This is a genomic window from Rubellimicrobium arenae, assembly GCF_017916275.1.
GTDB classification, from domain to species: Bacteria; Pseudomonadota; Alphaproteobacteria; order Rhodobacterales; family Rhodobacteraceae; genus Rubellimicrobium; species Rubellimicrobium arenae.
Window position 1 is genome coordinate 48455 of sequence record NZ_JAFMST010000003.1, and the last position, 26386, is coordinate 74840.

General features: G+C 70.1%; 14 protein-coding genes. 10 read left to right on the forward strand and 4 right to left on the reverse strand.

All coding sequences use genetic code 11. The features are described 5' to 3' along the window. Positions 1 to 746 precede the first annotated feature (746 nt). The 5 genes from J3P31_RS05040 to J3P31_RS05060 all read left to right on the forward strand — a co-directional run bounded on the left by J3P31_RS05040 (position 747) and on the right by J3P31_RS05060 (position 13735). On the forward strand, positions 747 to 4085 hold the full coding sequence (locus J3P31_RS05040; RefSeq protein ID WP_246849318.1) for a M10 family metallopeptidase C-terminal domain-containing protein: 3339 nt from the start codon (positions 747 to 749) through the stop codon (positions 4083 to 4085). 97 nt (positions 4086 to 4182) lie between these two features. Further along, positions 4183 to 4584 carry a hypothetical protein gene (locus J3P31_RS05045; protein ID WP_246849317.1) on the forward strand — a complete coding sequence of 134 codons (402 nt, stop codon included), beginning with the start codon at positions 4183 to 4185 and terminating at the stop codon, positions 4582 to 4584. Positions 4585 to 5557: 973 nt separating this feature from the next. Then, complete coding sequence (locus tag J3P31_RS05050) at positions 5558 to 6586, forward strand: hypothetical protein (protein WP_210527328.1); 1029 nt, start codon at positions 5558 to 5560, stop codon at positions 6584 to 6586. A gap of 572 nt (positions 6587 to 7158) precedes the next feature. Next, the gene (locus J3P31_RS05055; RefSeq protein WP_210527329.1) at positions 7159 to 10197 is read left to right on the forward strand and encodes a PAS domain S-box protein; all 3039 of its coding nucleotides are present in this window, start codon (positions 7159 to 7161) and stop codon (positions 10195 to 10197) included. Positions 10198 to 10348: 151 nt separating this feature from the next. Further along, positions 10349 to 13735 (forward strand): PAS domain-containing protein, encoded by a 3387-nt coding sequence (locus J3P31_RS05060; protein ID WP_210527330.1) that lies wholly within the window; start codon positions 10349 to 10351, stop codon positions 13733 to 13735. A gap of 70 nt (positions 13736 to 13805) precedes the next feature. On the opposite strand, the gene J3P31_RS05065 is transcribed toward J3P31_RS05060, so the two are convergent. The 4 genes from J3P31_RS05065 to J3P31_RS05080 form a co-directional block, all read right to left on the reverse strand. Continuing rightward, a complete protein-coding gene (locus J3P31_RS05065; protein WP_210527331.1) occupies positions 13806 to 14120 on the reverse strand; it encodes a MocE family 2Fe-2S type ferredoxin in 315 nt (104 codons plus the stop codon). Between the two features lie 97 nt (positions 14121 to 14217). Further along, entirely contained in the window at positions 14218 to 15243 is a 1026-nt protein-coding gene (locus J3P31_RS05070) for a sterol desaturase family protein (RefSeq protein ID WP_210527332.1), read from the reverse strand. Between the two features lie 11 nt (positions 15244 to 15254). Further along, a complete protein-coding gene (locus J3P31_RS05075) occupies positions 15255 to 16046 on the reverse strand; it encodes a 3-methyl-2-oxobutanoate hydroxymethyltransferase (protein WP_210527333.1) in 792 nt (263 codons plus the stop codon). A 71-nt stretch (positions 16047 to 16117) separates the two neighbouring features. Beyond that, the gene (locus J3P31_RS05080) at positions 16118 to 17161 is read right to left on the reverse strand and encodes a LacI family DNA-binding transcriptional regulator (protein WP_368373018.1); all 1044 of its coding nucleotides are present in this window, start codon (positions 17159 to 17161) and stop codon (positions 16118 to 16120) included. 151 nt (positions 17162 to 17312) lie between these two features. On the opposite strand from J3P31_RS05080, the gene J3P31_RS05085 reads away from it, so the two are divergent. Genes J3P31_RS05085 through J3P31_RS05105 form a run of 5 tightly spaced genes read left to right on the forward strand, consistent with a single transcriptional unit; the run spans position 17313 to position 26382 of the window. Continuing rightward, on the forward strand, positions 17313 to 20831 hold the full coding sequence (locus J3P31_RS05085) for an indolepyruvate ferredoxin oxidoreductase family protein (protein WP_246849315.1): 3519 nt from the start codon (positions 17313 to 17315) through the stop codon (positions 20829 to 20831). Positions 20832 to 20835: 4 nt separating this feature from the next. Further along, the gene (locus J3P31_RS05090) at positions 20836 to 21993 is read left to right on the forward strand and encodes an acyl-CoA dehydrogenase family protein (protein WP_210527334.1); all 1158 of its coding nucleotides are present in this window, start codon (positions 20836 to 20838) and stop codon (positions 21991 to 21993) included. Further along, the gene (locus tag J3P31_RS05095; RefSeq protein ID WP_210527335.1) at positions 21994 to 23589 is read left to right on the forward strand and encodes a carboxyl transferase domain-containing protein; all 1596 of its coding nucleotides are present in this window, start codon (positions 21994 to 21996) and stop codon (positions 23587 to 23589) included. A gap of 8 nt (positions 23590 to 23597) precedes the next feature. Next, positions 23598 to 25535 carry an acetyl-CoA carboxylase biotin carboxylase subunit gene (locus J3P31_RS05100; protein WP_210527336.1) on the forward strand — a complete coding sequence of 646 codons (1938 nt, stop codon included), beginning with the start codon at positions 23598 to 23600 and terminating at the stop codon, positions 25533 to 25535. After that, on the forward strand, positions 25528 to 26382 hold the full coding sequence (locus J3P31_RS05105; RefSeq protein WP_210527337.1) for a hydroxymethylglutaryl-CoA lyase: 855 nt from the start codon (positions 25528 to 25530) through the stop codon (positions 26380 to 26382). The genes J3P31_RS05100 and J3P31_RS05105 overlap by 8 nt, the downstream gene beginning before the upstream one ends. Positions 26383 to 26386 lie beyond the last annotated feature (4 nt).

The window sequence follows — 26386 nt, forward strand, 5'->3', positions numbered from 1 at the left end:
CTGGACGGAGTCGACGCCGTCGTGGGCTGCACAAGAACGGGCCAGCGGATCCGGAGAAGGATCGGCAAGGCAGCGCATTCGAAAGGCGGTCCAGCGGCGACGGTCCAGGGTTCCGGCCCGCAGGGCGGCCGGACGGTTGAGGATGCGGCGCGATGACTGGCAGAGCGGCGGGCTGGCGCGCGTTTGGCTCGGAGACGACCCCGAGCGTGGTTAGCGGGCTAAATCGGATGACTAAAACAGTCAACTATCTGTGAGGGCGCGCCCGGAGGCCGCAGGCCCGGGTATCGCAGGGCCGGACCGGCAAGGGCGCACTGGGCTTTGGCTGCGGAGGTGGACGGTGAGACCTGGGACTTTGGCCCCGAAGCCGGACAGCGACGCAGCAGGCGAACAAGAAGGGCAAAAAGCTTTGGCAACCTCTCCTTGGTCCAAACGCGCCGCGCTGGTCGGCACGGGGCGCGGCCCCGCAATGCCCGCCGAACCTTGCCCCGGATGCCTGCCCTGCGACGGATCGGCCTGCATCCGACGGCACCGCTCCGGGAGGTAAGCCGAGTTCCGCCGGCTGATCATCTGATCGCCCACAGCGCGAGAAAACGGCGGAAACGAATGTAGACACGTCCGGAGCACCGCCTAGATCTCGGCAGAGGTTGAAAGTTCCTGAAGCAAAACACGCGATGCGAGTGGATGGGCCGCGGCGCTGAGAGCACGCTGCCCTGACCGTCCAAGTCGTCGCGCAGGGGGTGCCAGAGATGCCGATTCCAATGCAAGCCAGCGACCAGTGGTGGGTGAACGACCAGACCCCGGACAACCCCTTTGGCAAGAGCGAGGACTACGACGCCTTCCTCGACTACCTCGGCGCGCTGAACCGCAGCCTCACGCCGGAGATCGCGGCGGAGCCGCTCAGGATCAATGTCCAGGAGCTGAACGACCATCCGGAGTACAAGGCGGCGGCGGTCGGCGCCTTGCAGATCTGGTCGACCGTGACCCCCCTCCAGTTCGAGATCGTCGACGATGCCGCGTTCGATGAGGAAATGGACTGGATGGAGGTGGTCAGCCCCGAGCTGGGCGAAGATGACGACGGGAGCGCCTATTCCAGCGACCGTTACGTCAGCATCGGCCAGCGATTCCACGACACCGAGCCCAACAAGACGGATATCGGCGGGTATGTCTTCGACTCGTACATCCACGAATTCGGGCATGAGTTCGGCCTGAACCACCCCGGCCTGTACAATTACAGCGGCCCCGGTGGCGTCCAGATCAACTACCTGAACAACGCGACCTGGATCTACGACCGTCAGCAATACACCGTCATGTCCTATTTCGACGGAATCGATGTCGGCGAAACCAGCCGCTGGTCGGCCTCGACCCCGCTCATGGCGGACATCGAGGCGGTCATCCGGCGCTTCTTCTCGACCGTCGACGAGGAGGGCGTGCGGACCTACCAGACGATCGACCTGAACACGGGCGACGATGTCTACGGGTTCAACAGCACCGTTTACGGCTACGGGCTCAGCGCCTCGGGCATGCAGCACGACATCGGCTTCGTCATCCATGACACCGGCGGGACCGACACGGTCGACTTCTCCGGGTCGACGGCCGGCACGATCCTCGATCTGCGCGCCGGGCAGTTCTCGAGCGTCAACGGCCACAGCAACAACGTCGCGATCTTCGCCGGGCACAATGCCGACCAGACCGCGTATTACATCGAGCATGGCATCGGCAGCAGCTACAGCGACATCCTGATCGGCAACGACGGGAACAACGTCCTGGACGGCCGTGGCGGCGGCGACCGGATGGCGGGCTACGGCGGCGACGATACCTACCTCGTCGACTCCCTCGACGACATCGTCCGCGAGGAGGCGGAAGGCGGAACGGACACCGTCATCGTGGTCGCCGAAGGGCTGGACATCGGCGAGATCGCGAATGTCGAGCGGATCATCTACGCTGGCGGATCGCCCGCCCAGCCGTCGGACAGTGGCGCCCAGGCCCCGCTCAGCGTCGCAGCCCCGCCCGCGAGCATCATCATCGGCGAGGACGGGAGCGATCGGCTCGACGGCGGTGCCGGCGGCAACACGATCTTCGGCCTGGACGGCGACGACCTCATCGTCGGCGGCCGCGACTCCCTGGCCAGCCGCGACATCAACAACACGATCGACGTCGAGGATCTCGAGGATCAGACGGAAAGCGATGACGGCCACGATGCGCTCTACGGCGGTCGGGGCAACGACACCCTCCTTGGCGGCGCCGGGAACGACACCCTGGACGGCGGGCAGGGCGACGATCTCCTGAGGGGCCAGGACGGCGTCGACGTCTTCCGGGGCGGCACCGGCCGCGACACGGTCGACTACAGCCTCGAAAGCCCGTTCCAGTTGCTCGTCAACCTGCAGACGAACGTCGCCAGCGGCGGCACGGGATCGGGGGACACCTTCTACAGCATCGAGAACCTCATCGGGTCCGATGACCGCACCGACCGCTTCATCGGCACCTCGGCCGCAAACCACTTCTGGGGCCAGGGCGGCGGAGACTACTTCAGCGGCCAAGGCGGGAGCGACATCCTGGACGGCGGCAACGATGGTGACATCCTGTACGGCGAGGGCGGCAACGACACCCTCATCGGCGGCGCGGGACAGGATTACCTGAACGGCGGCACCGGAACCGATACGGTCGTGTATGCGGGCAGCTCGGCCGGCGTGACCATCGACATCGGCGAGGGAACCGCGAGGGGCGGCGATGCCGACGGCCCGGCGCAGATCGTGGGACGCGGCACGGTCATCCGGCACGACATCCTTGTCGGCTTCGAGAACGCGGTCGGGTCGTCCCACGGCGACCATCTGATCGGGACCGCGGGGGCCAACTGGCTCTCCGGAGGCCGGGGCGACGACACGCTGACCGGCGGGAACGGGGCCGACACCCTGAATGGCGGGGCAGGCTCCGACACGGCGGATTACTCCGACGCGGCCAGCGGGGTCAGCCTCGACATGGCCCGGGGCCAGCTTGCGGGCGACACCTATGTCTCGATCGAGAACCTCGCCGGCTCAGGTTTCGACGACCAGCTGCAAGGCAACGATGCCGCGAACGTCCTGACGGGACAGGGCGGGGCCGATACGCTCGTGGGCAATCGCGGGGATGACACCCTGCTCGGGGATTTCGCCTATGCGGGTGACGCCCCGCCGCGCCCAGGCATGGGCAGCGGCTACACCACCCTTGGCCCGGATGCGACGAACAACTCGATGTCGACCGCCCTGGACATCTCGGACAACTTCTCGCTGGCCGAGGACCCGGACATCTTCGACTCGACGACGATGCTCCATACGACCGTCAACGCCACCGGCACGGGGGAGGGTGGGTTCTATCGCATCGATCTGGCCGCTGGCACGGTCATCACGATCGACATCGACGGGATCGCCGATCCCGACGTCCATGACAGCTGGGTCAGGCTGCTGGACAGCGACGGCAACATCGTCACCCAGAACGACGATGGCGGGGGCGACCCCGGCTCGACGACCACCCGGGACTCGAGCACGGTGTTCGTGGTTCAGGAAACCGGGACCTACTTCATCGTGGAAGGCAGCTGGTCCGAGACGGCGCCGGGCGATGGCTGGTCCGAATCCGTGCCGGAAGGCTCGACCTACGAGCTGAACGTCTCCGTCGAGTTGCCGCCTGCGCCCGCCCAGCCGGGCGACGCGGGGGCCGATCACCTGTTCGGAGGGCGCGGCAGCGACCTTCTGGACGGCGGTCTGGCGGCCGACACGCTCAGCGGCGGACGGGGCGACGACTCGTTCCGCTTCTCCACGGCGCTGGGAGACGGCAACATCGACCGGATCAGCGATTTCAATGTCGCCGATGACCTGATCCTTCTGGACAGCCGGATCTTCGGGGAAGTGGGCGACGAGGGCACCCTTGCCTTCGGTGCCTTCCACAAGAGCTCGATGGGCATGGCCCAGGACGCGAACGACCGCATCATCTACGATACGGACGACGGGTTCCTGTCCTACGACTCCGACGGATCCGGCGAGGCGGACGCGATCCGGTTCGCTCGGCTGAATGCCGGCTTGGCCCTGTCGGCCGACGACTTCTACATCATCTGACGCAATCCGGGGGGTTCGATCAGGCGCCCTCCCGTTTCACCGATGGGATCGCCCGGTCATGGAAGGGTCGGGCGGTGCAAGGGCAGGGGGAACTCCGATGAGCTGTCTGGCCAGGCTTGGCATCACCGCCTTGGCCGCCGGAGCGGCCGTCATGATCTCGATCTCGAGTCAGGTGTCCGCGCAATCCGCCGAGATCCGTGGAACGGTCGCTTTCGAGGATGGGACCGCCATTCCGAAGGGTGAGATCAGGATCTACATCGATCAACCCGCCGATCAGGGATCAGCCCAGGATCGCACCGTGGAAACGGAGGTCGGGAGCGACGGCGGATCCAGGGCGATCGCCTTCGCCCTCCCGCCACCGACAGGCTCGACCGCTTTGCCGGGCACGCGGATCGTGGCGCGCCTGGAACGTGCCGACGGCTGGCTGCTGGCGCGGGGCAGCGCAGAACTGACGGCCAACGCCCCCGTGTCCATCACACTCCACCCGGCGATCCACTGACGGGCTCCGCTGCCCCTGGGGTCGAAGGAGCAGGCCGCGCAAGCCGGCTTGGGACGGGGAGGGGCGTCACCCCTAGCCTGGAACGCTCCGTGGCAACGGTCGAGCACGTCCCCGCCGACGGCCATCGCCGGTGGATGGAAGTCATGGCCGCGATGCGGGGCACGCGACGGCCTGGCGACGCGGACCGGGCTCCGGACCCAGGTCCGGCCAAGATCCAGGGGGGCAGCCCGGGCCACCGCCCCGGGGGGCCTCGCTGCTGGTGCGGCATGGCCGATGCCGCAGGACGTCAGGGCGCTGGAGAGCGGTCTCCTCTGACCCCCCCGACTCCTGCCGGAGTGTGCCTTATGCCCTGGGTCGCGATTTGCTCCTTCCCGCCAGCGTGGCCGCTGGCTCGCCATGCGCCCGTTCGGCGGACCGCCAAGGCTCGGCATCGGAGTCGGCTTGACCCGAGGTGGGCGTTCGGTGACGGTCCCGGAATCACTGGATCGGCCGTTCTCGACGCAGGTCCGTCCGGCTGCTAGGCGGCCTTGGTGTTCTTGCCGGAGGTGCCAGCTTCTCTGACTGCCCACGTCATCACTGCGCCGGACCCGAGGTGGGTCCATCAGACCGCCTGGCCGTCGTGACCTGGGAGTCCGCCCTCCAAGTTCCCACGGCCTGCGCGCCGCGCGCCCTCCACCCCGCATCGCCAGGTCACGGCCGGGAAGGGCTCGGCCCGTGCTCCACGGGGCGAGACGAAACTTGCCAGCACTGACGGCACGGACTAGTCGCTAGCTGTCCTGCCACCCCGCCGCCCCGGAACGTTTCCGTGCCCTCACGTCGATCCTCACTCGAACGACCGCAGACCCGACGCCACGAACAAAGGATGACCAATTGCCCGTGACGTCGCGATCGTGGTCAGGGATCGGCCGATCCGACCGGAAGACAGGCGGAATGCCTGCTTCCGCTTGTCTTCCCGCCTGAACGGATTTCCTCAATGAGCAAGATCATTCTGCACATCGGCACGCACAAGACGGCCACCACTTCGATCCAGCGGTTCCTGAGGCGGCATGACTGGGAACTGCGGAAGCGGGGATATTTCTACCCGGACTACACTCTCATCGGCAAGCCGGGCCATTACGCGCATTTCGGCATCGTCAACGCTCTCTCGGGGGGGCACCCGAAGCTTTCGCCCGACGATGCCATGGCGTTCTTCAAGGAGGTCGTGAACGCCTCCCGGGATTACGACAAGACCATCATCAGCGCCGAGTCCTTCTACCGGCATGGCTGGCCGAAGAGTGCGAGGACGCCCGAAAAGTACTGGCGCGCCCGGAAGGACTATATCAGCCGCATCCAGGATCTCTTCGGAGACGCCGAGGTCGTCGTGGTCTTCCGCGCCCAGGCCGAATACGCGGAATCCCTTTACCAGGAGACCGTCAAGGCGACAAAGCTCAAGGAGGGCTTCGATCGCTTCCTGACCACCCATTGGCCGCATTTCGCCTTTGCCGAACAGGCGGACGCCTGGAACGAGACCTTCCCCGGGCTGGTGGCGCTAAGCTACCACAAGCTCGTGGAGAGCGGCGATGCCGTGAAGGAATTCTGCCGGCTCCTGTCGATCCCCATCGAGGGATTTCCGCCGGCCGAACGCTTCAATGAACGCATGCCCCATGACCTTCTGGCTCTCAAGCGTCTGGTGAATGGAACGGCGTCCGCGGACAAGGAAGCCCTGCTCAAGATGATCGTGGAACTCGGCGAGATCATGGGCAAGGGCAAGTCGAGCGGAAAGGAAAAGCGGAGCTTCTTCGCCAGCGAAGCGGCCCGCGGCGCGTTCCAGGACAGCTTCACGCAATCGAACGAGCAACTGCGGCGCTTCATGCCTCATGTGTTCGCCCCCGACGAGCGTGTCCTGCCGACCACCTTCGCCGCCGTGGACGCCTTTGGCGACCAGCCTTCGGCCGACTTCATGTTCGACCTCGTCCGGAGAACGATCGAGCAGCACGACAAGGCCCAGTTGCAGGTGACCTGACCTCGTCCCCTCATGGGTCAGGGGCGGCGCACCCGGGGTCACGTCGACTCTGGATGGGGGCGGTGCGCCACGGGCGCGACGCGGAACGGGCCGGGCCGCACGTCGGTCCGGGCCTGAGCAGGGGCGCGGTTGGAGCGGTCCGCCTGCAGGCCGGTCCCTTCGGGACAGGTCGAGCCACGCATCGCCCAGCCACACGTCTGGCTGGCTCGTTCACCTCGAGACGGTGGCTGCCCCCGTCTCTGGGACGTCGACCTTGGCGGCAGGGACGGGTCGCGATCTCGATTCACTGCGGACGACCACAGGCTGCCCGCCATCGCCCCGCCGGTTCTGCACCGACGACGTTGCCTTCGTGGCTCCGCCCATGCTGGGGCGGCCAGTTGGCCGGAGAAGCTGAACTCTGCGTGATACCTTTGTGCCTTTTCCGTGATCGATGCGGGATGAAGCAGGCGAACTGTTGATTTGCTGGCGGAGGCAGGTTAACGCTCCACAAGTCAGGGTTGTGTCGCCTTCGTTTTCTTCTCCGTCGCTTCCTCATCTCCTGTTTGCTTATGCGTTCCTTGTCCTGGACTGGCTTGCCCGCCCTTGTCGGGATCATGCTGCTGGTCGCCGCCCTGCTCTTTGCCGTCCTGAACGGCGGATCGTCCCGCCTCGACGCGGAGCGCGATCGCCTGCGCGGCGTCGCGGTCCTGATCGAAGCGCAACGGATGCTGTCGGCCTACCAGGATGCTGACGCAGGCCAGCGAGGTTACCTCCTGACCGGGAGCGCGGAGGACCTGAGGAACTATCGGCAGGGCCGGGCCAGGGTCGACAGCCACCTGGGGCGGATGTGGTCGCTCACGCGGGGGGATCCCGTCCGGCGCGCCAGCATCGCGGACCTGCGGGTCACCGTCGCCCGCGGCCTCGGGCCGTTGAGCCAGGCCGATGTCCTGGATCAGCAGGGTCGGCACGAGGAGGCGCTTGCCCTGCGCCGCACCGACGAGAGCCGGCGCGCCATGGACGGGGTGCGGGCCACCGTGGACCGGCTCGTCCAGGACGAGGAGCGCCTGATCGAGGAGCGGAGCTTGCGGCCGGCCGGAGCGGACGGGCGCTGGCAGCCGCTGCTCCAGGCCAGCGTTCCGACCGGGCTCGCGCTTCTGGGCGTCGCCGTCGCTCTGGCCATGACGCGCGGACGTGCGCGGCGACGGAATGACGATCAGGCCGAGGCGCTGAAGCAGAGCGAGGAGTTCAGCCGCCGGATCCTGGCCGCGTCGCCCGATGCGATCGGGGTCATGGCTCTCGATGGGCGGCTCGAGTTCCTGTCCGACAGCGGTCGGATCCGGCTGGCCCGGGGCGATCACGCGAACCCGCTGCACGGCGCGGACTGGCAGTCCTTCCTGAGCGAAGAGGATCGTTCCAGGGCGCATCAGGCCATGGCGGACGCCCAGGCGGGCCGGGTCGGCCGGTTCGTGATGGCTGCGCCGGGCCGGAGCGGCAGCCCCGGGCGCTGGCTGGACGTCACTCTGAATGCCGTCCCCGGGCCCGATGGTCGGCCCGAGAAGATCCTGTCCGTCGCGCGCGACATCACCGCCCAGGTCCAGGGCGACCTGCAGCGGCAGGTCGTGGAAACCCGGATGCGGGCCATCCTCGACACCGCCGTGGACGCGATCGTCGTCATCGACGACCGGGGCTGCATCCAGTCCATCAACCCGGCCGCGGAACGGATCTTCGGCTATCGGGCGCACGAGGCCATCGGCCAGAACGTCCGCCTTCTCATGCCGCCCAGCCAGGCGGCGCAGCATGACGGCTTCCTCCAGGCCTATCTCCGGACCGGGGATCGCAAGATCATCGGCATCGGGCGCACCGTGGAAGGGCGACGTCGCGATGGGAGCACCTTCCCGCTCGACCTGTCCATCGCCGAATGGCGGGACGTCGACGGGCAGCGCTTCTTCACGGGCATCATGCGCGACGTCTCGGCCCGCCAGGAGGCGGAGCGCCGGCTCCAGGCCAGCGAGATGCGGTTTCGGCAACTGGCCGAGACGATCCATGACGTGTTCTACGTCCTGGAGATCGACGAGCTGCGCCTCAGCTACATCAGTCCCGCCTTCGAGACGGTCCATGGCCGTCCGCGCGAGGACGTTCTCGCCGATCCGCTCACCTACCGGTCGGTCATCCACCCCGACGACCGCGCAAAAACGCAGGACGCGCTGGCGCGGCAGCGGCAGGGCGAGAACACGGTCACCGAATACCGCATCCTGCGCCCCGACGGCGAACTGCGCCACATCGTGGACCGGGCCTTCGTGACCCGGGAGCCCTCGACCGGCGCAAGCCGCGTGGTCGGGGTCGCGGAGGACGTCACCGAGCGCAAGAGGGTCGAGGAAGAGCTGCGCCATCTCAACGAGACCCTGGAGGAGCAGGTGACCCGCGCGGTCGCGGAACGGGCCAGGGCCGCCGCCCAGCTCCACGAGATGCAGAAGCTCGACACCATCGGTCATCTCACGGGCGGCGTGGCTCATGACTTCAACAACCTCCTCACCCCCATCGTCGGATCGCTGGAACGGGCGCATCGCAAGCTCGTCGGCGACGAGCGGGCGCAGCGGCTGGTGGCCGGGGGACTGGAAGCGGCAGAGCGGGCGCGGCTCCTGGTCAGCCGGCTCCTGGCCTTTGCCCGGCGCACGCATCTCGAGGCCCGGCCCGTGGATGTCGCGGTCCTGCTCGACGGCATGGCCGACCTGATCCGCCGCACGATCGGGCCCCAGATCGCCGTCATGGTGAACGCGGAGCAGGATCTCCCGCCCGCCCGCGTCGACCCGAACCAGCTCGAGCTCGCGCTCCTCAACCTGTCCGTCAATGCGCGGGACGCGATGCCGGGGGGCGGGCAGCTCAGGATCACCGTGTCCCTGGGCGAGGTGGAGGCCGGACAGGGCTCCGGCCTCGCGCCGGGCCGCTACGTCCGGCTGGCCGTGATCGACACCGGGACGGGCATGGACGCCGAAACGCTCCAGCGCTGCATCGAGCCCTTCTTCTCGACCAAGGGGGTGGGAAAGGGGACAGGGCTGGGCCTGTCGATGGTGCATGGGCTGGCGGCGCAGTCGGGCGGCCAGCTCGTCATCCAGTCCGAGCCCGGCCAGGGCACCCGGGCCGAGATCTGGCTGCCCGAGGCCGAACGGGAGGCCGCGACGCCCGTCCTGACACCGACCGCCGAGGTCGTCCGTGCGCCCTGGGCGGCGCGGGTCCTCCTTGTCGACGACGAGGAGGTCGTGCGGACCAGCGTGGCCGAGATGCTGCGCGACCTCGGCTACGAGGTGCACGAGGCCACCAGCGGACGGCACGCCCTGGACCTGCTCGCCGACGGGCTCCGGGTGGACATGGTCGTGACCGATTACCTCATGCCGGGGATCACCGGCACGGACCTCGTGGCGGGCCTGCGGCGGGAAAGGCCGGACCTCCCGGCGCTGCTGATCACCGGCTATGCGGACGCGGAGGCCATCTCCCGCGTGGCCAAGGGGGTCGCCCGGATCGCCAAGCCCTTCAGCCAGGCCCAGCTCGGCGCCCGGGTGGACCAGGTGCTGCGCGGCCAGGGCGGCCCGGATCGGAGCCGAAGCCGGCCCCTCAGGATCGTCGAAGGCGGCTGAAGCCCGGCCTTGGTGCGGATCGGCCCCGGTCGCGCCCCGGCGCGAAGCTTCGGCTTGTGTCTGGTCACAGGTTTATGTCTGACTTCGGTCATCGGGACGCGCATCTGCATCGCAGGGCCGTCCAGCCGCCGGATCGTCGAGGGAAGCCGTCGTGACCATCGTCGAAACTGACGCCTTTCGCCACGCCCTGCTGGGTCTGGACAGCCCGGCGGCCCGTGTCGTGGCCGAACGCGACTGGTCGGCGACGGGCTTCGGCCCGATCGACGGCTGGCCGGCAAGCCTCCGGACGCTGGTGGGCCTCATGCTCGGCTCGAGGATGATGATGGGGCTGATGTGGGGGCGCTCCGGCCTCCTCCTGTGCAACGACGCCTTTGCCGAGGCCCTTGGCTGGCCGGCGTCCGCCGCCATGGGCCTGCCGCTGGCCGAGATGCGGGACGGGGCGCTCCTCCCCTTCGCCGAACTCTTCGGGCCGGCCTGGTCCGGGCAGGCCAGCATCGCACGCAACCTGCGGCTGGCTCCCGGCCCCGCCGGCCGGGAGGCCTGGTTCGACGTCGCCTGCACGCCCCTGCGCGACGAATCCGGTCGGATCGCCGGGGTGCAGGCCATCCTGACCGAATCGGCCGCCGCGCGTCCGGCCTTCGGGTTCGATCCGGAGGCCCAGCGGGTGGACGGCGCCATCGGGTGGACGGGATCGCGGTCGGTTCCGCTTCCCGACGGGAGGGGCACCGGCCTGGGCTGGCCCCCCGGCTCCGACGGCCGTCCAACGGGCCGGGCGGCCTGGACCGACGAGACCACCGGGGAGCACGACCTCCAGGCGCTCGCCGATGCCTTGCCGGCCCTGATCGCCTATGTCGATGCCGGCCACCGGTACAGGTTCGTCAACAAGGCCTACGAGGACTGGTTTCCCCGCAAGAGAGAGGACTTCCTCGGCCGCCACGTCCGCGAGATCCTGGGCGAGGCGGCCTATGCCGGGGTCAGGCCCCGCATCGAGGCCGCGCTGCGCGGCGAACGCGTCCGGTTCGAGCAGGTCATGCCTTATTCGACCGCGACGGCGCGGCGCATCCAGGTGGAGTACGTGCCGCACCGGGGGCCGGACGGCAAGGTCGAGGGGTTCTACGGGCTCGTGCAGGACGTCTCCGCCCAGGGCGAGATGGAAGCCGCCCGGCGCGAGAGCGAGGCGCATCTGGCCGCCATCTTCGACCAGGCCACGGTCGGCATCTCGGAAACCGATGCCACCGGCCGTTTCCGGCGCGTCAACGCCCGCTTCTGCGAGATCGTGGGCCGCCCGCGCGAGGAGTTGCTCGGGATGCGGATGCACGAGATCACGCATCCCGAGGATCTGGCTGGCAACGCCCCGATGTTCCGTCAGGTGACCGAGACGGGGCAGCCCTTCGAGATCGTCAAGCGCTACGTGCGCCCCGACGGCTCCTCGGTCTGGGTCCACAACAACGTCACGGCGATCCGCCGCGGCGACGGGCCGGTCAGCGACGTTCTCTGCGTCACCGTGGACCTCACCGAGCAGCGGCAGGTCGAGGCCGCGCTGCGCGAGTTCAACGAAACGCTGGAACAGCGGGTCGCCGCCGCCCTGGCCGAGCGCAAGCTGCTCGCCGATGTCTTCGAGAATACGGATGCGATGATGGCGGTGGCCGACGCCGACCTCAGGCTGCTGGCCGTCAACCGGGCCTATGCCGACGAGGTGGAGCGGCTGTGCGGACGCAGGCCCCGCGTCGGCGACCGCATCACGGACGTCTATGCCGACTACCCCGAGATGGCCGCGGCCGCCGACGGCAACTGGACCCGCGCCGTCGCGGGGGAGGTCTATTCGGTCACCCAGACGCTGGGCGACCCCGAACGGTACCGCAGGTGCTACGAGCGGCGCTTCGAGCCGCTTTACGATCGCGACGGCCATCGGGTCGGCGCCTATCAGTATGCCATCGACGTGACCGAACGCCTGCGCGACCAGCTCCGGATCGCCCAGGCCGAATCCGCCCAGCGCGAGGCGGACGCGCTCTACCGCGCCTACTTCCAGAACTCGGCCGAAGGGCTCTTCGTGGTGGCGGTCCTGCCGGACGGCGGCTTTTCCATCGAAGAGGTCAATCCGGCGCACCGGGCCGCCCTGGGCATCGATATCGCGGCGGTCCGAGGCCGGCGGCTCGAGGAGCAGCTCCCGCCCGAGATCGCCCGGGCCGTGGCGGCGAACTACCGCCGCGTGGTCGAGACCGGGCAGGTTCAGCGCTACCGCGAGACGGCCGAGTTCGAGGGCCGGGTCATCCATGCCGAGACGGTGCTCGTGCCGGTGCGCGACGAGATGGGGCGGATCACGCGGATCGTCGGCTCCGGCCGCGACATGACCGCCCAGGTCCAGTCCGACGAGGCCCTGCGCCAGTCGCAGAAGATGGAAGCGGTGGGGCAGCTCACCGGCGGCATCGCGCATGACTTCAACAACCTGCTGACCCCGATCCTGGGCGGGCTCGACATCCTCCAGCGCCGCGTGGCGGACGAGCGGTCCGAGCAGCTCGTGGCCGGGGCGCTCCAGGCCGCCGAACGGGCCAAGACCCTGACCCAGAGGCTGTTGGCCTTCGCCCGCCGCCAGACGCTCCAGCCGCAGGCGGTCAGTCCGGCCAAGCTCATCGAGGGGATGCGGGACCTGATCGTCCGCAGCCTCGGGCCGAACATCGAGGTCGCGCTGAACGTGGCGGAGGATCTGCCCTCGATCCACGTGGACCCGAACCAGTTGGAGCTGGCGCTGCTGAATCTCAGCGTGAACGCCCGCGATGCCATGCCCGACGGCGGGCGGCTCACCATGACCGCCGAGGCGCGGGACTGGACGGAATGCCCGGTGCCGGGGCTCTCTCCCGGGCGCTACCTTCGGCTCGAGGTCGCGGACACCGGCGCGGGCATGGACGAGGCGACGCTCGCCCGTGCGGTCGAGCCCTTCTTCTCGACCAAGGGGCTGGGCAAGGGGACAGGCCTCGGCCTTTCGATGGTGCATGGGCTGGCCGCCCAGTCCGGCGGGCTGTTCAAGCTGGCCAGCAAGGTGGGGCAGGGCACGAGCGCCGTCCTCTGGCTCCCGGTGACGGACCAGGCGCCGGCGATGGACGCCCCGGCCGAGGTGGCCGCGCCCAGGGCGGCCCGGCCGGCCACCGTTCTCCTGGTCGACGACGAGCCGCTGGTCCGCGGATCGACCGCCGAGGCGCTGCGCGAGCTGGGCTACGAGGTGGAGGAGGCGGGAACGGCCACCGAGGCGCTCGAGACGCTCCGGACCGGCCGGACGCCCGACATCGTCGTGACCGACCACATGATGCCGGGCATGACCGGTGCGCAGCTCGCCGCGGCGCTGCGGGACCGGTCGCCCGGCCTTCCCGTGCTGATGATCACGGGCTACGCCCACCTGTCTCCGGACCGGACCCGCGACCTGGCCGTCCTGGCCAAGCCCTTCCGGCCCGCCGAGCTGGCGCGACTGGTCGCCGAACTGCTGCAACAGGCCGAACGGGCGCGTCCGCCATGCGCGTCGGTGGTGCAGGCGGCCCCGGGCTGATGCCCCCGGGCAGGGCCGCCTGCGTGCCGTCCGACGCCGGGACCTCCCGGGCCGGACGGCGGGAGCAGGCTCAGCCCACCTGCACGAGGACGCGGCCGCCTTCGGCCTTGGCGGGGTAGGTGGCGAGGTTCACGCAAACGGGGGCGCGCTTGGCCTGGCCGGTGCGGTAGTCGAACTGGCCGTTGTGCTTGGGGCACTCGATCACGTAGTCCATCACGAGCCCGCCCGCGAGGTGGACGTTCTCGTGGGTGCACATGCCGTCGGTGCAGAAGAACTCGCCGTCCGGGCTGTGGTAGATGGCGTAGGTCCGCCCGCCGTGGTCCCAGCGCATCACGTCCTCCTCGTCGATCTCGTCCACCGCGCAGGCGTCCACCCATTGGGGCATGTCTCGATCCTTCCCTTGTCTCTCTCGTGGTTCGGCCGGACCCTTGGCGGGGCCCGGCCGGGCTGATGTCGAAGTCCTGGTCCCCGGCGGGACGGCGTCACTCGGCCGGGGTCTGCGCGCCCCGCTTGCGGTTCATGCGCTCGACCTTGCGGCGGAACCGCTCCTCCATCCGGGCCTCGGCTTCGGCCGAGCCGTCGTGCCATGTGCCGAAGAGCTTGTCCAAGGGCACGAGGCCGTCGCCGTAGTTCACCTCGAAGAACTTGTGGTGGAGATAGTGGGCATAGGCGTGGCTGTCGAAGCCGGAACCTTCGGACACTTCGATCTTGTCGAAGCCGATATGGCCCACGACCGCGCCAAAGCCCGAATAGTGCAGCTGGTAGATCGCCAGAATCGGGTTCGACGGGATCACGAGATGGATCAGCGAGGACGAGAAGTAGAGCAGATGCTCGATCGGGTGCATCGACAGCGACGACCAGGGGCTCGGGTTGACCGAATTATGGTGGACCGAGTGGATCCACTTGTAGAGCGGCCCCCAGTGGATCAGCCGGTGGATGCAGAAGAAATGCGCCTCGTGCCAGATCGGCAGGACCAGGAAGAGCGCGAACAGATAGAGCGGATGCTCCGCGAAGCTCATCCACGGCACATAGCCGTTGGCATAGGCCCAAAGGATCAGCACCTCGAAGGCGGTCCAGATCGGAACGCCGGTGCCGAAGCCCCGGATGATCCCGTCCGCGTTCTGGCTCGAGAACAGGAACGCATCGTTCTTCTGGTCCGAGGGGAACTTGCCGTTGTACTTGAACCGGTTGCCCTGGGCCCGCTGCATGTACAGCCGGAGCTCGATGGCGCCGTAGAACAGGAAGACCAGGGCGCAGTTGACCGCGAACAGCCGCAGGATCCAGCCCCAGTGGAAGCTCTGCATCGCCTCGGGGGCGGGAACCACGAGGTGCCAATAGGCCACGGCCGAGGCCGCCCAGACCAGGTTCCAGGGCAGGAAGTAGCCGGGCAGCCACCTGAGGATGGCCATCGGCCTGGGCGGCAGCCGGTAGAAGGGGGCGATCTCGAGCCTTTGGAAGGGCGCCCAGTCGCCCCGCTTGTTGCGCTTGCCGAACTTCAGATCATCCATCGGGATCTCCGTCAGATGGTTTGGGCGAGGGAAAGGAAACGGTCGTAGGTGGCATCGTCCATGTCCACCTGGTGCCGGGGTTCGGGGTAGGCGCCGGTCGCCACGTCCTGGGCGAAGGCCCGGAAGGCCGTCACGCGCCGGGCCTGCACCTCGGCCATGAGGCCGACGAAGTCGTCGTAGCGCTTGGCGTGGCGCGGGTAGTGGCCGGTGTGGGTCCCCAGCACGTCCGACGAGAACAGGTACTGCGTGTCGCAGGCCGACCCGCACCCCATGCCCATCGTGATCAGCGGCGTGCTGCGGGTGATGTGCTCGGCGAGCCGGACGGGGACGACCTCGACCTCCACGCAGGCCGCGCCGGCGTTCTCCAGGTCCCGCACCTGCCGCAGCACGCGCAACGCTTCGTCGGGCGTCTTGCCCACGGCGCGGAAGTTCGTCCAGGTCGCGCGGTTGGGCACGAGGCCGACATGCCCGGTGACCGGGATGCCCTCCCGCGCCATGGCCTCGATGAAGACCGGGGAATGCGAGCAGTAGACCGAATCCGCCCCGCGCCCGAGCATCTGGAACCCCAGCCGCACCGCCTCCTCGGGCGAGGCGACGGCCCCGTGCGGCATCCCGACGGACAGGAAACCCGTGGGGGCGGCGGCGCGGATGCCCTCCAGGTGGTGGTCGGGCTCGCAGGACAGGATGATGATCCCGGCCTCTATAGCGGCGGCGGCCTCCTCGGCGTTGTCCACGTGCAGCTGGAGCCACCTGGTGTGGCCCTTCTGGCGTTGCAGGTCATAGACGGTCGTGCGTCGTGTCATCTCGCTCCCCCTTGGACCGTTCGATACGGCCAAGGGCGGGATCGCGCCCGATCTATCTTGATCGGATCAGATCAGATGTTCTCGGGGGTGACGGTGACGAAGCGGATCGGGGGATTCTCGATCCCGCCCTCGATGAAGCCCAGCCGGGCCAGCATCAGGTCCATCGCCCGGCGGGCCTGCGCCTCGGGCGCCTGGTCGAGGACGACGGACATCACGCCGTCCCTCAGCGCCGCGCCGCTCCGCTCGGTCAACTCATGGCCGACGAAGAAGACGTCGCGCCCCCGGGGATGGGCGCGGAGCACCGCGCAGAGCGAGGCGTTCGCCCCCCCGGCGTTGTAGAGGCCCGCAAGGTCCGGCCAGGTCCGCAGGGCCTCCAGGAGGAGGTCGCCGCTGCGCTGCCCCTCGTCATGGCCGAACAGGACCCGGACGAAGCGGAGGTCGTCGCGCCCGTGCTCCCGCAGGTAGTCGCCGAAGCCGCGGATGCGGTCGCGCTGCACCTGGTAAAGCCCGCTGTGGCACAGGGCCACGACCGACCCGCCCCGCCCCTGCATCCGGGACAGGAGGAGCCCCGCCGTGCGTCCGGCCGAATGGTTGTCGATCCCGACATAAGGCGCATCGAGGCCCGTGGCGCGCGTCACGACCTGGACGACGGGCAATCCTTCGGCCTGCTGCCGGGCCAGCGCCGTTCGGATCAGCGGGTGGTCCGGCACCGCCAGGATCAACCCGGCGCGCCGCAGCCCCGGCCGGGCGATGTGGTCGGCGATGGCGACGGGATCGAGCTCGGGCAGGAAGGTCCGGTGCACCGAGAGCGAGGCATCGAGCGCAGCCGCGACCCGCTCGAAGGCCTGCGAGAGCCGCGCGAAGAAGGTCGTCTCGGGCCGAACGAGGATGACCTCCACCCGTAGCAGCCCCCGGTGCGTTTCGGGCAGGCGCCGCGGGTAATCGAGCGCCCGCGCCGCCGCGAGCACCTTCTCGACGGTAGGAGGGCGGACCCCGCCGCGCCCGTTGAGCACCCGTTCCACGGTGGCGGTGCCCACTCCGGCAAGTCGGGCGATGTCGAGGAAGGTGGGCTTGGCGATGGCGGGGCTCCCGGCTGGCGCGACGCACGAAACCACGGTGCGCTGCGGGGCGCAACGCAAGCGGGCCGATCACAAGTCCGGAACCCCGCCGTGGCCCCGAGGAACCGCGCGGTCCCTTGTGCGTTCGGAGCATCAGGGACCCGGTCGACCGTGTCGTCCGGGGGGAGGATGACGACGACATGGCACGATGCTGCCGCCCGACGCGGGTCGCGGCGCCCCGGTGGCGCGCATGACCGTCGCGGTATCGCTGGATGACAAGTACGTGGCCGAGGCGGGACGGGTGTTCCTGACGGGCACCCAGGCTCTGGTCCGGCTTCCCATGACCCAGATGCGCCGCGACCGCGCCGCGGGGCTGAACACGGCGGCCTTCATCTCGGGCTACCGTGGCTCGCCTTTGGGCGGCTACGACCAGCAGCTCCTGGCGGCGCGACGCTTTCTCGATCCCCTGGACATCGCCTTCCAGCCCGGCCTCAACGAGGACCTCGCCGCCACCGCCGTCTGGGGCAGCCAGCAGGTTCCGCTCTCGCGGGGGGCCCGCAAGCAGGGCGTGGTCGGCCTCTGGTACGGCAAGGGGCCGGGCGTGGACCGGTCGGGCGACGTGTTCAAGCACGCCAACGCCGCCGGGACCTCGGCGCTCGGCGGCGTCCTCGCCATCGCGGGGGACGACCACACGGCCAAGTCGTCCTCGATCCCGCACCAGTCCGACCACGCCTTCATCTCGGCGATCATGCCGGTGCTCTACCCGTCCTCGGTCCACGAGTTCCTGGGCCTGGGCCTCCTCGGCATCGCCATGTCGCGCTATTCGGGCTGCTGGGTGGGCTTCAAGGTCATCTCCGAGACCGTGGAGACCACCGCCGTCGTGGACCTCGCGCAGGAGCGGCGCGACTTCGTCATCCCCGACGTCGACCTCCCGCCCGGCGGGCTCAACATCCGCTGGCCCGACCCGCCCCTCGTGCAGGACGAGCGGCTCCAGGAGCACAAGGGCTACGCCGCCCGCGCCTTCGCCCGCGCCAACCGGGTGGACGAGGTGACCTTCGACACGCCCGGCGCGCGGTTCGGCATCGTGGCGTCCGGCAAGGCCTACGAGGATGTCCACCAGGCCCTGCGCGAGCTGGGCCTGGGCGACCCCGAGCTGCACCGGATCGGCGTCCGCATCTACAAGGTGCGGATGCCCTGGCCGCTCGAGCCCGAGGGCATCCGCGACTTCTCCATGGGCCTCGAGGAGGTGCTGGTCGTCGAGGAGCGGCGCGAGATCATCGAGCACCAGATCAAGCAGCAGCTCTTCAATTGGCGCGCCGACGTGCGCCCCCGCATCGTGGGCAAGTTCGACCACATGGACCGGCCCTTCCTGCACCTGTCCGCCGGGCTGACGGTGGGCGAGGTCGCCCGCGCCATCGTGGACCGGCTGGTGGCCAACGGCCTCCCCGACGACCTGAGGTCGCGCATCTCGGAACGGGTCGAGCGCATGGAGCGGCTGGAGCGCGCCATGACCTCGCACCAGCCCCCGGTGATCCGGCGGCCCTGGTACTGCGCGGGCTGCCCGCACAACACCTCGACCCGCGTGCCCGAAGGGTCGGTCGCGATGGCGGGGATCGGATGCCACTACATGGTCCAGTGGATGGACCGCAGCACCGAGACCTTCACCCAGATGGGGGGCGAGGGCGTCCCCTGGACCGCGCTGTCCCGCTACACCGACGAGCCGCACCGCTTCGTCAACCTGGGCGACGGCACCTTCTTCCATTCCGGGCACCTCGCCATCCGCCAGTCGGTCGCGACAGGCGCGAACATGACCTACAAGCTGCTCTACAACGACGCCGTCGCCATGACGGGCGGGCAGAAGGTCGATGGCCGCCTCACGCCCGAGCTCATCACCTGGATGCTCTTCGACGAGGGCATCCGCGGCATCCGCCTCCTGTCGGATCTGCCCGAGGCCTACGAAACCCAGGATCTCGCCCCCGGCACGCTGGTGCGGCACCGGGACGCCATGGACGACACCATGCGCGAGCTGCGGGACACCCCCGGCGTTACCGCCATCGTCTATGTCCAGACCTGCGCCGCCGAAAAGCGCCGCCGCCGCAAGCGCGGGACGCTCGACGATCCCGACATGCGGCTCTGGATCGCGCCCTCGGTCTGCGAAGGCTGCGGTGACTGCTCGGTCCAGTCCAACTGCGTCGCGGTCGAGCCCCTGGACACCGAGATGGGCCGCAAGCGGCGCATCAACCAGTCCTCGTGCAACAAGGATTATTCCTGCCTCAAGGGCTTCTGCCCGTCCTTCGTGACCGTCCGTGGCGGGGCGCCCCGCAAGCTCGCCGCCGCGCGGCGCCCCGACACCGCGTACCTGCCCGATCCCGCGCGTCCGGTGCTCGACCGGCCCTGGAATATCGCCGTCGCGGGGGTGGGCGGCACCGGGGTCCTGACCATCGGCGCGATCCTTGGCATGGCCGCCCACCTGGAGGGCCTGAGCCCGATGGTGCTCGACATGGCCGGTCTCGCGCAGAAGGGCGGCGCCGTGCTGAGCCATATCCGCATCGGGCCCGCCGCCGACCCGCCGACCGAGCCGCGCATCGTGACCGGCGGCGCGGACCTGCTGCTGGCCGCCGACGCCGTGGTCGCCGTTTCCAGGGAGGCCGCCGTCCTGTGCGACCCGGATCGGACCGCCGGCGTCGTGAACACGCATCAAACCCCCGTATCCGACTTCGTCCAGCACCGGGACTTCGATTTCCGCACCCGCGAGGTCAACGAGATGCTGGCCAGCCATCTGCGGACCCCCGAGCATTTCCACGACTTCACGGCGGCAGGCCTCGGCGTCGCGGGCGACGAGATCGCGTCGAACATCCTGATGCTGGGCTATGCCGCGCAGATGGGGTTCCTGCCGGTCTCCCATGCTTGCATCGAAACGGCGATCCGGCTGAACGGCGTGGCGGTGCAGGCGAACCTCGATGCCTTCGCCTGGGGCCGCGTGATGGCGGTCGATCCCGCGCGGCTGCCCCGCCCCGAGCCGTCCGGGCGGTCGATGGAGGAGATGAGCCTGCCGGAGCTCATCGCGCACCGCCGGGCGCACCTGACGGCCTATGGGGGCCGGGCGCTTGCCGATCGCCACGCGGCCTTGATGGCCCGGGTCGAGGCGGCGGCGCGCCGACTGGCCGACCGCGCCATGGCTGACAGGATCCTGCGCGCCGCCGTCACCGGCCATGCGCGCCTCCTGTCCCCGAAGGACGAATACGAGGTCGCCCGCCTGCTCACCTCGCCCGAGTTCCGCAAGGGGCTGGCCGAGGCATTCGAGGGCGACTACCGGATCGCCCTCAACCTCGCGCCGCCCGTCCTGGGCCGGCAGGAAACCGGGACCCGCCCGCCCAAGCGCGAGTTCGGGCCACGGATCTTTCCGGCGCTTCGGATCCTGGCCCGGATGCGGCGCCTGCGCGGCACGCCGCTCGACCCCTTCGCCCGGAACCCGGAACGCAAGGCGGAACGGGCGCTCCTGCGCGACTACGAACGCGACCTGGACCGGATCCTGACCGCCTTGGACGACCGCACCGCCCCGACGGTGCTGGCGCTGCTGGACCTGGCGAACGACATCCGGGGCTTTGGTCCGGTCAAGGCCGCCGCCATGGCCGAGGCCGCGCGGCGCCGCACCCGGCTGCTGGCCGACCTCGACCGCCCGCAGGAGCCCCCGACCACCACCACCCAGGCCATGGCGGCGGAATGACCCGATGAACGCACCCGCGCTCCAGTTCGATCCGGGCTCCGACCTCGCCGCCCTGCGCGACCTGGTGCATCGCTGGGCGCAGGACCGTCTTCGGCCCATGGCCGCCGAGATCGACCGCCGCAACGCCTTTCCGCCCGAGCTTTGGCCCGAGATGGGGGACCTGGGTCTCCTGGGCCTGACGGTCCCCGAGGAGTTCGGCGGCACGGACCTGGGCTACCTCGCGCACGTGGTCGCGGTGGAGGAGATCGCGCGGGCCAGCGCCTCCGTGTCGCTGTCCTACGGCGCGCATTCCAACCTGTGCGTGAACCAGATCGTCCTGAACGGCACCGGGCCTCAGAAGGCGCGGTTCCTTCCCGACCTCGTGGCCGGCCGCAAGGTCGGCGCGTTGGCCATGTCGGAAACCGGCGCGGGCTCGGACGTGGTCGGGATGACGACCCGGGCCGAGCGGCGGGGCGACGCCTTCGTCCTGAACGGCGCCAAGTACTGGATCACCAACGGCCCCGATGCCGACCTCGTGGTGGTCTACGCCAAGACCGACCCCGAGGCGGGGTCCAAGGGCATCACCGCCTTCCTGGTGGAGCGGGGCACCCCGGGCCTCGTTCAGTCGCCCCATCTCGACAAGCTCGGCATGCGCGGCTCCAACACCGGGGAGCTGGTCTTCACCGACTGCGCCGTCTCCGCCGCGAACGTGCTGGGCGAGGTGAACCGTGGCGTTCGCGTCCTCATGTCCGGGCTCGACTACGAGCGCGTCGTTCTGGCCGGGATCGGCCTTGGGATCATGCAGGCCTGCCTGGACGAGGTGATCCCCTACGTCCGCGAACGCCGCCAGTTCGGACAGCCCGTCGGGTCGTTCCAACTGATGCAGGCCAAGGTCGCGGACATGCACGTGGCGCTGGGCACCGCGCGGGCCTACGCCTACGAGGTCGCCCGCGCCTGCGACCGGGGCACCGTCACCCGCGCCGACGCCGCCGCCTGCGTCCTCTACGCGAGCGAGCAGGCCATGGTGCAGGCGCATCAGGCCGTGCAGGCGCTGGGCGGGGCGGGGTTCCTGAACGACTCGGTCGTCAGCCGCCTCTTTCGCGACGCCAAGCTGATGGAGATCGGCGCCGGCACCAGCGAGATCCGGCGCATGCTGATCGGACGCGAGCTGATCGGGACCTGAATGCGCCTCAAGACCCACGCCCAGCCGCAATCCGAGACGTTCAAGGCCAACCGCGCCGCCCATCTCGCCCTTCTGGCCCAGGCCCGCGAGGCCGCCGAAGCGGCCGCGCAGGGGGGTGGCCCTGCCGCCCGCGACCGCCACGCCGCGCGCGGCAAGCTCCTCCCCCGCGACCGGGTGGCGAACCTCCTCGACCCCGGGAGCCCGTTCCTTGAGGTGGGCGCGACCGCCGCGCACGGGATGTACGGTGACGCGGCCCCCGGCGCCGGGCTGATCGCCGGGGTGGGGCGGGTCCACGGGCAGGACGTCATGGTGGTCGCCAACGACGCCACCGTGAAGGGCGGCACCTACTATCCGATGACGGTCAAGAAGCACCTCCGCGCGCAGGAGATCGCGGAGGAGTGCCACCTGCCGTGCGTCTACCTCGTGGATTCGGGCGGCGCGAACCTGCCCAACCAGGACGAGGTGTTCCCCGACCGCGACCACTTCGGCCGCATCTTCTTCAACCAGGCCCGGATGAGCGCCAAGGGCATCGCGCAGATCGCCGTCGTCATGGGCTCCTGCACCGCCGGGGGCGCCTATGTCCCGGCGATGGCCGACGTGTCGATCATCGTGCGCAACCAGGGCACCATCTTCCTGGCCGGGCCGCCGCTGGTGAAGGCCGCCACCGGCGAGGTCGTCAGCGCCGAGGACCTGGGCGGCGCCGATGTCCACACCCGCCTGTCCGGCGTCGCCGACACCTTGGCCGAGGACGACGCGCACGCCCTCGCGCTGACCCGCCGCGCGGTCCTGAGCCTGAACCGGCCCGCCCGCCCGCTGCCGCTGGGCGAGGCCCCGGCCCTGGACCCGGAGGACCTGCTTGGTGTCGTGCCCGCCGACCTGCGCACCCCCTACGACATCCGCGAGGTCATCGCCCGCGTGGTGGACGGCTCGGAGTTCGACGAGTTCAAGGCCCGCTTCGGCGAGACGCTGGTGACGGGCTTCGCGCAGGTCATGGGCCAGCCCCTGGGCATCGTCGCCAACAACGGCGTCCTCTTCTCGGAATCCGCGCAGAAGGGGGCGCATTTCATCGAACTGTGCAGCCAGCGGGCCATCCCGCTCGTGTTCCTGCAGAACATCACCGGCTTCATGGTCGGCCGCCGCTACGAGAACGAGGGCATCGCCCGCCATGGCGCCAAGATGGTCACCGCCGTCGCCACCACCGGCGTTCCCAAGGTGACGGTGATCGTCGGCGGCTCCTTCGGGGCGGGCAACTACGGGATGGCGGGGCGGGCCTATTCGCCGCGCTTCCTCTGGACCTGGCCCAACAGCCGCATCGGCGTCATGGGCGGAGAGCAGGCTGCCAACGTGCTGGCCACCGTCCGCCGCGACGGCATCGAACGGACCGGGGCCCAGTGGTCCGCCGAGGAGGAGGCCGCCTTCAAGCGCCCCACGCAGGAGATGTTCGACCGCCAGAGCCACCCGCTCTACGCCTCGGCCCGCCTGTGGGACGATGGCATCATCGATCCGCGCCGGACGCGCGAGGTGCTGGCGCTGTCGCTCCACGCCGCGCTGAACGCGCCGCCCGGGCCCACGCGCTTCGGCGTGTTCCGGATGTGAGGGGCCGCATGTTCCGCCGCATCCTGATCGCCAACCGGGGGGAGATCGCCTGCCGGATCATCGACACGGCCCGGCGGCTGGGCGTGGAGACGGTCGCCGTCTTCTCGGATGCCGACGCCGGGGCCCGCCACGTCGCGATGGCCGACCACACCGTCCGCATCGGCCCGCCGCCTGCGTCCGACAGCTACCTGAACGCCGCCGCGATCCTCGACGCCGCGCGGACGACGGGCGCGGAGGCGATCCATCCCGGCTACGGCTTCCTGTCCGAGAACCCCGACTTTGCCGAGGCGGTGGCGCAGGCGGGCCTGACCTTCATCGGGCCCTCAGCCTCCGCGATCCGCGCCATGGGCCTCAAGGACGCGGCCAAGGCGCTGATGGAGCGGGCGGGCGTCCCCGTCGTCCCCGGCTACCACGGCGCGGATCAGGACGCGCAGCACCTCGCCAGAGAGGCCGCGCGCATCGGCTACCCGGTCCTCATCAAAGCCGTCGCGGGCGGCGGCGGCAAGGGCATGCGCCGCGTCGAGGACCCGTCGCAGTTCGCCGACGCCCTGACGAGCGCCCGTCGCGAGGCGCGGAACGCCTTCGGCAACGACGCCGTCCTGATCGAGAACTACGTCGCCACCCCCCGCCACATCGAGGTGCAGGTCTTCGGCGACGGCACCCGCGCCGTCCATCTGTTCGAGAGGGACTGCTCGCTCCAGCGCCGCCACCAGAAGGTCGTCGAGGAGGCCCCGGCGCCCGGCATGCCCGACGCGATGCGACAGGCCATGGGGCAGGCCGCCGTCCGCGCGGCCGAGGCCATCGGCTATTCCGGCGCGGGGACCGTGGAGTTCATCGTCGACGCCTCGGACGGCCTGCGCCCCGACCGCTTCTGGTTCATGGAGATGAACACCCGCCTCCAGGTCGAGCATCCGGTGACCGAGGCGATCACCGGCCTCGACCTCGTGGAATGGCAACTCCGCGTCGCCTCGGGCGAGCCGTTGCCTCTCCGGCAGGAGGATCTCCGCATCCAAGGCCACGCCGTGGAGGCGCGCCTTTACGCCGAGGACGTGCCCGCAGGATTCCTGCCCGCCACCGGCCGCCTGTCCCGGCGGCGGTTCTCGGATGGAGTCCGCGTCGAGACCGGCGTGCGCGAGGGTGACGCGATCACCCCCTGGTACGATCCGATGATCGCCAAGCTGGTCGCCCATGGCCCGACGCGCGAGTTGGCGCTCGACCGTCTGGCCCAGGCGCTCGCCCGGACCCAGGTCGCCGGCTGCACGACGAACCTCGCCTTCCTGTCCGCCCTCGTCGCGCATGAGGGCTTCCGTGCGGGTCATCCCGATACCGGCCTGATCGAGCGCGACCTCCACCGTCTGACCGAGGCTGCGACACCTCCCCCCGAGGTCGTGGCCCTCGCGGCGCTCGCGGCGGCGAACCCGTCCGCGCACCCTCTGGCCGGGTTCCACCTTTGGCAGCCCCTGTCGCGGCGCATCGACCTGGTCTGGGACGGCAGGCCCCTGGTTGTCACCCTGGCGCTGGACGGCCCGGACCGGGCCCGGGTCGCCGTCGAGGGGCCGACCATCCGGGCCAGCCGGTGCGGCGGCTCGTGGCGCATCGACGGCGCCCCCGCCCATGATGTCCTGCCGGAGTCGGACCGCATCACCGTCTTCGCCAGCCCGCTTGGCACCTTCGCCTTCGGCGTCCCGGACCCCCTCGACCGCGAGGCGGCGGACACCGGCACCGACGCCACCTTGTCCCCCATGCCGGGCCTCGTCCGCGCCGTCCTCGTCACGCCCGGGCAGGCGGTCCTCCGTGGCGCGACCCTCGCCATCGTCGAGGCCATGAAGATGGAGCACGTTCTGACTGCCCCTCGCGATGGCCGCGTGGCCGAGGTCCTGGCCGCCGAGGGCCAGCAGGTCGAGGCGGGAACCCCCCTGATCCGGCTGGAGCCCTCCGATGGCTGAGCGGGTCGAGATCGTCGAGGTCGGCCCGCGCGACGGCCTCCAGAACGAGGCGCGCCCGATCCCGACGGCCCGCAAGGTCGCGCTCGTGGACGCGCTCTCGTCCGTCGGGTTCCGCCGCATCGAGGCCGCGAGCTTCGTCAGCCCCGCGCGCGTCCCCCAGATGGCCGATAGCGCCGGGGTCATGGCCGCGATCCGCCGCGCGCCCGGGGTCCGCTACATGGCGCTCGTTCCCAACCTCAAGGGTCAGGAGGCGGCGCGCGCCGCCCGCGCGGACCAGATCGCCGTGGTCACGGCGGCCACCGACGGCTTCGCCCGCGCCAACCTCAACGCATCGGTGGCCGACAGCCTTGCCCGGATCGAGCCGATCCTGCGCGAGGCCGGGCGGGACGGAATCCCCGTCCGCGGCTATGTCTCGGTGGTGACCGACTGCCCCTATGACGGCCCCGTGCCGCCGTCGCGGGTCGCCCGGGTCGCGGCGGCGCTCCGCGACCTCGGCTGCGCGGAGGTGAGCCTGGGCGAGACGCTGGGCCGCGCCACTCCCGAACAGGTGGAGGCCATGCTCCGCGCCGTCCTCGACGAGCTTCCGCCCGACCGGCTGGCCGGGCACTTCCACGATACGGCGGGCCGCGCGGTGGAGAACGTGGAGGTGGCGCTCGGGCTCGGGCTGCGCGTCTTCGATGCCTCGGTCGCGGGGCTGGGCGGCTGTCCCTTCGCGCCGGGCGCCGCGGGCAACGTCGCGACCGAGGCGCTGGCCCGCCGCCTGTCCGCGCTGGGCTTCGACACCGGGCTGGACCCGGTGGCCCTGGCGCAGGCGGCCGACCTGGCCCGGGCGATGCGCGAAGGGTGATCCC

Excerpts from the sequence above, each read along its gene's own strand:
- J3P31_RS05040 (WP_246849318.1), top strand. The coding sequence starts at position 747 with ATGCCGATTCCAATGCAAGCCAGCGACCAGTGGTGGGTGAACGACCAG.
- J3P31_RS05045 (WP_246849317.1), top strand. The coding sequence starts at position 4,183 with ATGAGCTGTCTGGCCAGGCTTGGCATCACCGCCTTGGCCGCCGGAGCG.
- J3P31_RS05050 (WP_210527328.1), top strand. The coding sequence starts at position 5,558 with ATGAGCAAGATCATTCTGCACATCGGCACGCACAAGACGGCCACCACT.
- J3P31_RS05065 (WP_210527331.1), bottom strand. The coding sequence starts at position 14,120 with ATGCCCCAATGGGTGGACGCCTGCGCGGTGGACGAGATCGACGAGGAG.
- J3P31_RS05070 (WP_210527332.1), bottom strand. The coding sequence starts at position 15,243 with ATGGATGATCTGAAGTTCGGCAAGCGCAACAAGCGGGGCGACTGGGCG.
- J3P31_RS05075 (WP_210527333.1), bottom strand. The coding sequence starts at position 16,046 with ATGACACGACGCACGACCGTCTATGACCTGCAACGCCAGAAGGGCCAC.
- J3P31_RS05085 (WP_246849315.1), top strand. The coding sequence starts at position 17,313 with ATGCTGCCGCCCGACGCGGGTCGCGGCGCCCCGGTGGCGCGCATGACC.
- J3P31_RS05090 (WP_210527334.1), top strand. The coding sequence starts at position 20,836 with ATGAACGCACCCGCGCTCCAGTTCGATCCGGGCTCCGACCTCGCCGCC.
- J3P31_RS05095 (WP_210527335.1), top strand. The coding sequence starts at position 21,994 with ATGCGCCTCAAGACCCACGCCCAGCCGCAATCCGAGACGTTCAAGGCC.
- J3P31_RS05100 (WP_210527336.1), top strand. The coding sequence starts at position 23,598 with ATGTTCCGCCGCATCCTGATCGCCAACCGGGGGGAGATCGCCTGCCGG.
- J3P31_RS05105 (WP_210527337.1), top strand. The coding sequence starts at position 25,528 with ATGGCTGAGCGGGTCGAGATCGTCGAGGTCGGCCCGCGCGACGGCCTC.